We start from the raw sequence: 8,820 nt of genomic DNA, 5'->3' as shown, positions 1-8,820 counted from the left end.
CCCCCGGCCACCCGGCCCCGGCGCCCCGGCCCGTCAGCCATCCACCGCGTCATTCCCCCGCACCCCCGCTCCCGGCCCGTCCGCGACATCCACGACATCCGCGACCCCAACACCCGCGGCACCAACCCCCGGCGCATCAGCAGCAACCGCCCCGGCAGCCGCCACCCCGGCCGCCCCGCCACCCACACCCCGCACCCGCTCCCAGAACGCGGCGCAGAACCGCGCCAGCGGCCCCCGCGCCCGTGTGCCGGGCGCCAGCCCCCGCGCCAGGTCGTCCGGCAGCCCCGGCTCCCAGGGGAGTTCGCCCGCGAGCGGCAGGCCCACCAGGCGCGTGATCTCCGCCGCCGCGGGCCCGCCGCCGTTGCCCGCTCCCGGGTGCCCGCAGACCACCACCCGTACGTCGTCGAGCACCGCCCGCACCCCGTCGGCCACCCGGCGCGCCGCCGCCACCGCGCGCAGCTCCGCCGGGACGAGCAGTAGCCCGACGTCCACCTGGGCCAGGGCTTCCGCCGCCGTCCCGTCCACCCGGCGCGGCAGATCGACCACCACCACCCCGCCGCGCCGCCGCGCCGCGGCCAGGACGGCCCGCATGGCCGGCGGCGGAATGGCGACCTCCGCGCCCCGGTCCCAGCTGAGCACCCGTAACGCGTGCATCCGCGGCAGTGATTCGGCGAGCGCGCCGCCGGCCACCCGGCCGCGCGACTCGGCGAAGGCGGGCCAGCGCAGCCCCTTCTCCTGCTCGCCGCCGAGCAGGACGTCCAGCCCGCCGCCCAGCGGGTCGCCGTCCACCAGGAGCGTCCGCTCCCCGGCGCGGGCGGCGGTGACCGCCAGCGCCGCCGCGAGGGTGCTCGCCCCGGCCCCGCCGCGGCCCCCGATGACCCCGACCGTCAGAGCCGGCGGCCCGGCTCCCTCCGCCGCGTCGGCGATCCGGTCCACCAGCCAGCGCTCGCCCTCGGGGAGGGCCAGCACCCGCTCGGCGCCGATCGCCACGGCCTGGCGGAGTACGGCGACGTCGTCCGCGTCCCGGCCGGCGATGACCACGCCCGCGCGGCGCGCCGCACCGCTCAGCCGGGCCGCGCAGTCCGCGCCGACGATCACCAGCGGCGGCCTTTCCCACTCCGCGGTGCGGCGGGGCGGGCGGTGCGCCACTTCGGGCAGCGCGCCGGCCGCCGCGCAGAGCCGCAGAAGGTCGTCGAGGAGCTCCTCGTCCTCGGTGATCAGCAGTGGCCCGTCCCGCTCTTCACCGCTTCGCGCCGGCTGGTCGGAAGTAGATGATCCGGACACGTTCTGTCCCCCTATCGCTACGCGACTCGCGCTTCCGCGAACTTCGCGGACTTTCACGGTGCAGCGATCGGGAAATCTTTGTGGATCTTGATGCGAATCTGTGGATAACTCCGCGCCTGTGAATATCCCCGTCACCTATTCCAGCGACGGAGGATGCCCATGGGGCCGATGGGAAGCCTCCGCAGAGCAGTCCAGTGGCTACGCTCAGTGATGGCATATGCATGCCAGAGCGCACCGGCAAGAAGCCGCGGAACCGCGGCGGATCAAGGGCTCCGGGACGGAAAACGCGTCCGGACATGCGACGACCCCCGCCGGGGGGGAGAGCGGGGGTCGTCTCCACGGCCGACTCGGGGGGGGAGGAGCCGGACCGGGTTAGCACGGTCGCGAACGATCCGTGACTTCCATGGTGTACCCGAGAGCCTTCTCAGGCAAACCCACGCGCCACACCTTACGCCGAATGGTGGGCGCCTATGCTCGCCCCCGTGGAAAACCACTCCGTGCCTCACTCGACGCCCCGTACTGCCGCGTTCTTCGACTTGGACAAGACCGTCATTGCAAAGTCGAGCACGCTGACCTTCAGCAAGCCCTTCTACCACGGCGGCCTGATCAATCGGAGGGCCGTACTGCGGACCGCGTACGCCCAGTTCGTGTTCCTCGCGGGCGGCGCCGATCACGACCAGATGGAGCGGATGCGCGAATATCTCTCCTCGCTGTGCCGCGGCTGGGATGTGGCGCAGGTCCGGGAGATCGTCGCGGAAACGCTGCACGATCTCATCGACCCGATCATTTATGACGAGGCCGCCTCGCTCATCGAGGAACACCACGCGGCCGGCCGGGATGTCGTGATCGTCTCGACCTCCGGCGCCGAGGTCGTCGAACCGATCGGCGAACTCCTGGGCGCCGACCGGGTCGTGGCCACCAGAATGGTCGTCGGCGAGGACGGCCGCTTCACGGGCGAGGTGGAGTATTACGCCTACGGGCCCACGAAGGCCGAAGCCGTCCGGGAACTCGCCGCGTCCGAGGGATACGACCTCCGGCGCTGCTACGCGTACAGCGACTCGATCACCGATGTGCCGATGCTGGAAGCCGTGGGCCATCCCTGCGCGGTCAATCCGGACCGGGCGCTGCGCCGCGAGGCGGCCGCCCGCGGCTGGCCGGTGCGCACCTTCAGCCGCCCGGTGCCGCTCAAGAAGCGGCTGCCCAGCCTGGCCATGCCCTCGCGCCCGGTGCTCACGGCCATGGCGGCGGTCGGCGCGGCCGCCCTCACCGCCACGCTGGTCTGGTGCGCGAGCCGCCGCAATACGGGAAAGAAACGCCTTGCCGTAATGCCCGCATTTGCGGCCAAACGTAAAGATCTGCGGCCCGGGCTACCGTTCACCCCCCAGGAGTAGTACAAAGGACTTAACGGCCCGCGAGACCAAGGACATCCGAGAGGAACGCCTTTACCGCATCAAGGCCCCACGGACCGATGCATGAATGCCGGGCACCCACGCGACGCCGACCCGTCGATTACGGGCCAGCCGCACCAGGTAAGCGGACGACGATTCCGACCTGATGGGCGACATTTCGAGCACGCCTGGTAACCCGGCAGACATGCCAGCGGCGGTACCGAAGGGTTGGTACCGCCGCAGCCCGTGTCCGGGCCCTCCGGGAGCGCGCCGTCAGGCCGCGCCCCGCTGGAGCGCCTCGCAGACCGCCGTGCTCTCCCGTACACCCAGCTCCACCGCGCGCCCGCAGTGGGCGATCCACTGCGCCACGCCGTCCGGAGTGCCGGACACATAGCCCTTCAGGGCCGCCGCGTAGGCCGCGCTCCCCTGTTCCGCGTGGCCGACCTCCGCCGGGCAGATCGACTTCGGGTCCAGTCCGCTGCCGACCAGCACGATCCGTTCCGCCGCCCGCGCGACCAGCCCGTTGTACGAGCCGAACGGCCGCAGTGCCAGGAGTTCCCCGTGCACCACCGCGGCGGTCACCAGGGCCGGCGCCGAGGTGCCCGCCAGGAGGAGCCGCGCCAGCCCGTCCAGCCGCCCGGCGGCCTCCTCGGCGTCCGGCAGCGGCAGCTCGATGGACGGCTCGTCCACCGGCTCGGCGCCCTGCCGGGGCCGCCCCACCGTCGCGTCGTCCGGCCCGCCGCCGGCCGCGACCAGGTGCAGCCGGGCCAGCACCTGGAGCGGCGACTGCCGCCAGACACTGAGGAGTTGGCCCGCCTCGGCGGTCAGCCGCAGCGCCGCGCCGACCGTACGCGGCTCGCCGCCGGCCCCGAAGTCGCTGCGCCGCCGGATCTCTTCGAGCGCCCAGTCGGCCCCGGACAGCGCCGCGGAGGCGCGGGCGCCGCGCAGCGCCGCCTCGGAGGTGACCTCGGTGCCGCGGCGCCGCATGATGCGGTGCCCGTAGACCCGGTCGACGGCCTTGCGGACGGAGTCCACGGAGTCGGCGACCCCCGGGAGCGACGCCAGGGCCGCGAGCGGGTCGCCGCTCGCGCGGTGCGGTTCGGGGGGCGTCCCCCGGGAGATTCCAGCCATGGGGACGACCCTACGCACCACCGGGCCGGACCCCTCGAAGGAGTGGTCTTCTTCACGTAAACCACCCGCCGAGAGGTTCCCCACACCTACGCTTGCTGAATATGAAGATCGCTTTCGTGGGCAAGGGCGGCAGTGGCAAGACCACGCTGTCCTCCCTGTTCATCCGGCACCTCGCCGCGGCCCGGATCCCCGTCATCGCGGTGGACGCCGACATCAACCAGCACCTGGGCACCGCGCTCGGCCTGGACGAGGAGCAGGCCGCCGCGCTGCCCGCGATGGGCGCCCATCTCCCGCTGATCAAGGACTACTTGCGCGGCGGGAACCCCCGCATCCCGTCCGCCGAGACGATGATCAAGACGACCCCGCCCGGTGAGGGCTCCCGGCTGCTGCGGATCCGCGAGGCCAACCCCGTCTACGACGCCTGCGCCCGGCCGGTGGCCCTCGACGACGGGACGGTGCGGCTGATGGCCACCGGCCCGTTCACCGAGTCGGATCTGGGCGTCGCCTGCTACCACTCCAAGGTCGGCGCGGTCGAGCTGTGCCTGAACCACCTCGTGGACGGCCGGGACGAGTACGTGGTCGTCGACATGACCGCCGGCTCGGACTCGTTCGCCTCCGGGATGTTCACCCGCTTCGACATGACCTTCCTGGTCGCCGAGCCGACCCGTAAGGGCATCGCCGTCTACCGCCAGTACAAGGAGTACGCGCGGGACTTCGGCGTCCCGTTGAAGGTGGTGGGCAACAAGGTCCAGGGCCCCGACGACCTGGCGTTCCTGCGCGCCGAGGCGGGCGAGGACCTGCTGGTGTGCGTGGGGCACTCGGACTGGGTGCGCGCCATGGAGAAGGGGCGCCCGGCCCCCTTCGCCCTCCTGGAGGAGGCCAACCGCCGGGCCCTGCGGACGCTGCACGAGGCCGCCGACGCCTCCTACGGGCAGCGCGACTGGGAGCGCTACACCCGCCAGATGGTCCACTTCCACCTGAAGAACGCCGAGAGCTGGGGCAACGCGAAGACGGGCGCCGACCTGGCGGCCCAGGTCGACCCCGCCTTCGTGCTCTTCGAGGGGGCGGCTACCCCGCAACCGGCCTGATCCGCGCGGCCGGCGCCGGGCCGGACGCTTCCGGGCGGCCGGAGAGGTACGCCGCCCAGCCGTCCTCCGGCGCCCGGCCGACCGGCAGGGCCTGGAGCCTGGCCAGCACCTCCGGGTCCTGCGCGTCCAGCCAGTCGCTGAGCTGCTTGAAGCTGACGCAGCGCACGCCCTCGCGGGGGCAGATGTCCTTGATCGCCTGCTCGACGGCCTTCATGTACGTGCCGCCGTTCCAGGACTCGAAGTGGTCCCCGATGAACAGCGGGGCGCGGTTCCCGTGGTACGCGCGGTCGAACGCGTCCAGGATGCCGTCGTGCATCTGCCGGCCCCAGGTGGCGTGCAGGGCGCGGTCGCCGTGGGTGGAACCGGACTGGTTGGCCAGGAAGTTGTAGTCCATCGAGAGGGTCTCGAAGTCCCGGCCGGGGAACGGTATCTCCTGGAGCGGGAAGTCCCACAGGCCCTCGGCCTTCCGGGGCCAGACCTGGAGGCCGCCGGCCGAGCTGGCGTCGTAGCGGAAGCCCATCTCCCGGGCGGCGGGCAGCAGATTGCGCTGGCCCTCCAGGCAGGGCGCGCGGCCGCCGACGAGTTCCCTGCCGTAGTCGAACGGCAGCGGGGGTTCGTCCCGGAGGCCGGAGTTGGTCTTCCAGTTCCGGACGAACGACACGGCCTGCGCTATCTCGCTGCGCCAGTCCTCCGGGCTCCAGGCGCCGACCCCGTTGGGGCCGCAGAAGTGGCCGTTGAAGTGGGTGCCTATCTCGTTGCCGTCCTCCCAGGCGCCGCGCATCTGGGCCACGGTGTCCTTGATGCCCCGGACGTCGTTGAAGCCGATCGCCGAGGAGCCGGGCTCGTGCCCGGGCGGCTCGTAGAGCTCCGCCTTGTCGCCGGGGAGCATGTACACGCCGCTGAGGAAGTACGTCATCGTCGCGCCGTACTTCTTGCCGACGGCGCGGAAGTGGGAGAACAGCTTCTGGCCGTCCTCGCCGGCCCCGTCCCAGGAGAAGACCACGAACTGCGGCGGCTTCCCGCCGGGCTTCAGCCGCGCGGGGACGGGCTGGTGGGGCTGGGCCCCGGTGTACGCGGTGGAGCCGTCGCCTATCAGGTGGACGGTGCGGGTGGCCGGCGCCTGGGGCTGGGCGCGGCCCTTGCCGGGGTCCCGCGGCGGGGCGTCCTGGGTGGCCGCGGAACAGCCGGCTATCGCCGCCAGCGCCACCGCCGCCGCGATGCGCACCGTCGCCTTCGATATGACCGCCATCAGCCACCTCATTCCTGGTGCGAAGCCGCACCATATGGACCAATCAGAGCAAGCCTGACGAAACGCCTATATCCATTGACGGACCACCAGAGAGACACGGCGAAAGTCGTTTTATTCACTCGATGGAAGGAATGGCTGCGCTGTATGCACCAAATGCCTTCTCGGCGTCTTTACGTGTCATTACGATTCATTTACCGATGCTTGAGAGTCACCGGCCCGTCACCGTCCGCGACGCCCGCCGGCCCGGCTCGCTCCCGCCGCAGTACACCGCCGCCCCGCGCTCGGCCCGGCCGACCGCGCCGCCCCGGAGGAGACGGGAATGACGCAGACCCAGAAACCGCCGCAGCCGCCGGCCGAGACGGCTCCCGAGCCGCCCGCCGCCGCGCCCGCCGCTCCCGAGCCGACCGCACCCGAACAGCCCGCTCCCGCCCCCCGCGGCGCGGCGCCGGGCGCGGCCTGGCGCGGCGATCTCGCCGCCTCCGCCGTGGTCTTCCTGCTGACCGTCCCGCTGTCGCTGGGCCTCGCCCTGGCCATCGGCGCGCCGCTCCAGGCCGGGCTGGTCGCCGCCGCCGTCGGCGGGATCGTCGCCGGGCTGCTGGGCGGCGCCCCGCTCCAGGTGACCGGCGCCGCCACCGGCCTCCTGGTGGTCACCGGCGATCTCGTCCAGCGCTACGGCTGGCGCGCCACCTGCGCCATCACCGTCCTGGCCGGGCTGGCCCAGCTCGCCCTCGGGGCGCTGCGGGTGGCCCGCGCCGCGCTCGCGGTCAGCCCCGCGATCGTCCACGGCATGCTGGCCGGCATCGGCGTCACCATCGCCGTGGGGCAGCTCCATGTGGTGCTCGGCGGTGCCGCCGGCGGCTCGGTCCTCGAGGACATCGCCGCGCTGCCCGGCCAGTTGGCGCGTCCGCACCCCACCGCGCTGCTGATCGGGGTCGTCACGGTGGCGGTGCTGGCCGGCTGGCCGCGGCTGCCGGGGCGCGCCGGGCGCTGGGCGCGGCTGCTGCCGGCGCCGCTGGCCGCGGTGCTCGCCGCGACGGCGGTCGGCGCGGGGACGGCGGTGCCGCGCGTGGAGCTGCCGTCCTGGCGGCTGCCCGAGCCGCCGGTGCTGCCGCACGCGCCGTTCGCGGCCCTGGCCGCGGCGGTGCTGACGGTCACCCTCGTCGCCAGTATGGAGTCGCTGCTGTCCGCGGTGGCGGTGGACCGGCTGGCCGCCGAGCGGCCCGGTACGCCCCCGCCGCGGCCCCGCCTGAACCGCGAACTGGCCGCCCAGGGCGCGGCCAACGTCGTCAGCGGCCTGCTGGGCGGACTGCCGGTCTCCGGCGGCGCGATGCGCGGCTCGGCCTCCGTCCGGGCCGGTGCGGCCACCCGGCGGGCCACCGTGCTGCACGGCGTCTGGGTGCTGGTGTGCGCGGGCCTGCTGGCCGGGGCGCTGGAGCTGATCCCGCTGGCCGCGCTCGCCGCCCTGGTGATGGTCGTCGGCGTCCGGATGGTCAGCTTCGCGCATCTGCGGCACGTCCAGCGGCACCGCGAATTCCCGGTGTACGCGGCCACGCTGGGCGCGGTGGTGGTGCTCGGCGTGCTCCAGGGCGTGCTGGCCGGGATCGCGGTCGGGATCTTCCTGGCGCTGCGGCGGCTGACCCACACCCGCGTGGCGGTCGTGGCGGAGGACGGCCGCCACCGGGTGCGCGTCAGCGGCCAGTTGACGTTCCTGGCGGTGCCCCGGCTGACCAGGGCGCTGGCGCGGGTGCCGGCGGGCGCCGACGCCACCGTCGAGCTGTACGGATCGTTCATGGACCACGCCGCCTACGAGGCGCTCCAGTCCTGGGCCGCCGCCCACCGGGCGACCGGCGGCGCGGTGGCCCTCGGGGGCCGCTCGGGCCGTCCGCCCGCCGAGCCGGCCGGAGCGCACGTCTGCCGGCCGTGGACGCCGTGGCGCAACCACCACTGCACCCGGCCCGCGGCCGGGCGTACGGCGGAGCACGGGGACGGCGGCCAACTGCTCGGCGGGGTCAGCGCGTTCCAGCGGCACACCGCGCCCCTGGTGCGCGAGGAGCTGGCCCGGCTGGCCCGGGAGGGGCAGCGGCCCACCCAGCTCTTCCTGACCTGCGCCGATTCGCGGCTGGTGACGAGCATGATCACGTCCAGCGGGCCGGGCGACCTGTTCACCGTGCGCAATGTCGGCAATCTGATGCCGCCGCCTGGCGATGACGCGTCCTGCGATTCGGTGGCCGCCGCGGTGGAGTACGCGGTCGAGGTGCTGCGGGTCTCCTCGATCACGGTCTGCGGGCACTCCGGGTGCGGGGCCATGGCGGCCCTGCTGGACGCGGCCGGCTCCCCGCCGCCGCCCGGGGAGGCGACGCCGCTCGCCCGCTGGCTGCGGCACGGCCGCCCGAGCCTGGCCAGAATGGGGCGGATCGGGCGGCTGGGCCGGGGCGAAGTCGCCCTCGCCGGGCGGCCGGTGGCCGACGACCAGGAGCGGCTGGCGCTGGTCAACGTCCGGCAGCAGCTCGACCACCTGCGGGCCCATCCGTGCGTCGCCCGCCGGATCGCCGAGGGGACGCTCACCCTGCACGGTATGTACTTCCACGTCGCCGAGGCGCAGGCGTATCTGCTGGACGAGTCCACCGGGCGGTTCCGCGCGGTCGGCGCCGAGGCGCCGGCGGATGTCGTCTGACCTGCG

7 protein-coding genes are annotated in these 8,820 nt (G+C 73.8%); 4 read left to right on the top strand and 3 right to left on the bottom strand.

The genetic code is table 11. The annotated features are described in order from the left end of the window. Positions 1-33: 33 nt before the first annotated feature. Positions 34-1,284 (bottom strand): septum site-determining protein Ssd, encoded by a 1,251-nt coding sequence (gene ssd, locus ADL22_RS29845; protein ID WP_079064528.1) that lies wholly within the window; start codon positions 1,282-1,284, stop codon positions 34-36. A 470-nt stretch (positions 1,285-1,754) separates the two neighbouring features. On the opposite strand from ssd, the gene ADL22_RS29840 reads away from it, so the two are divergent. Then, entirely contained in the window at positions 1,755-2,675 is a 921-nt protein-coding gene (locus tag ADL22_RS29840; protein ID WP_066986808.1) for an HAD-IB family hydrolase, read from the top strand. A gap of 270 nt (positions 2,676-2,945) precedes the next feature. On the opposite strand, the gene ADL22_RS29835 is transcribed toward ADL22_RS29840, so the two are convergent. Beyond that, positions 2,946-3,803 (bottom strand): oxidoreductase, encoded by an 858-nt coding sequence (locus ADL22_RS29835; RefSeq protein ID WP_066986805.1) that lies wholly within the window; start codon positions 3,801-3,803, stop codon positions 2,946-2,948. 101 nt (positions 3,804-3,904) lie between these two features. On the opposite strand from ADL22_RS29835, the gene ADL22_RS29830 reads away from it, so the two are divergent. Then, positions 3,905-4,891, top strand: a complete 987-nt coding sequence (locus ADL22_RS29830; RefSeq protein WP_066986802.1) for an ATP-binding protein — start codon at positions 3,905-3,907, stop codon at positions 4,889-4,891. Here ADL22_RS29830 and ADL22_RS29825 read toward each other — a convergent pair. Next, positions 4,872-6,140, bottom strand: a complete 1,269-nt coding sequence (locus tag ADL22_RS29825; RefSeq protein ID WP_066986799.1) for a hypothetical protein — start codon at positions 6,138-6,140, stop codon at positions 4,872-4,874. The two genes, ADL22_RS29830 and ADL22_RS29825, sit on opposite strands and share 20 nt — an antisense overlap. A gap of 197 nt (positions 6,141-6,337) precedes the next feature. Between ADL22_RS29825 and ADL22_RS36750 the strand changes: the two genes are divergently transcribed. Both ADL22_RS36750 and ADL22_RS29820 read left to right on the top strand, forming a co-directional pair. Next, entirely contained in the window at positions 6,338-6,463 is a 126-nt protein-coding gene (locus ADL22_RS36750; RefSeq protein ID WP_267890212.1) for a hypothetical protein, read from the top strand. After that, positions 6,460-8,814 carry a SulP family inorganic anion transporter gene (locus ADL22_RS29820; protein ID WP_066986796.1) on the top strand — a complete coding sequence of 785 codons (2,355 nt, stop codon included), beginning with the start codon at positions 6,460-6,462 and terminating at the stop codon, positions 8,812-8,814. Before ADL22_RS36750 ends, ADL22_RS29820 begins: the two co-directional genes overlap by 4 nt. The last annotated feature ends 6 nt before the right edge of the window (positions 8,815-8,820 follow it).

The organism is Streptomyces sp. NRRL F-4489 (genome assembly GCF_001509485.1).
Taxonomy (GTDB): domain Bacteria; phylum Actinomycetota; class Actinomycetes; order Streptomycetales; family Streptomycetaceae; genus Streptomyces.
This window is presented reverse-complemented; position numbering and strand designations above follow the sequence as displayed.

What these genes read in the sequence shown, in the direction of transcription:
- ADL22_RS29825 (WP_066986799.1), bottom strand. Translation starts at nt 6,140, where the DNA reads ATGGCGGTCATATCGAAGGCGACGGTGCGCATCGCGGCGGCGGTGGCG.
- ADL22_RS29835 (WP_066986805.1), bottom strand. Translation starts at nt 3,803, where the DNA reads ATGGCTGGAATCTCCCGGGGGACGCCCCCCGAACCGCACCGCGCGAGC.
- ADL22_RS29830 (WP_066986802.1), top strand. Translation starts at nt 3,905, where the DNA reads ATGAAGATCGCTTTCGTGGGCAAGGGCGGCAGTGGCAAGACCACGCTG.
- ADL22_RS29840 (WP_066986808.1), top strand. Translation starts at nt 1,755, where the DNA reads ATGCTCGCCCCCGTGGAAAACCACTCCGTGCCTCACTCGACGCCCCGT.
- ADL22_RS29820 (WP_066986796.1), top strand. Translation starts at nt 6,460, where the DNA reads ATGACGCAGACCCAGAAACCGCCGCAGCCGCCGGCCGAGACGGCTCCC.
- ADL22_RS36750 (WP_267890212.1), top strand. Translation starts at nt 6,338, where the DNA reads ATGCTTGAGAGTCACCGGCCCGTCACCGTCCGCGACGCCCGCCGGCCC.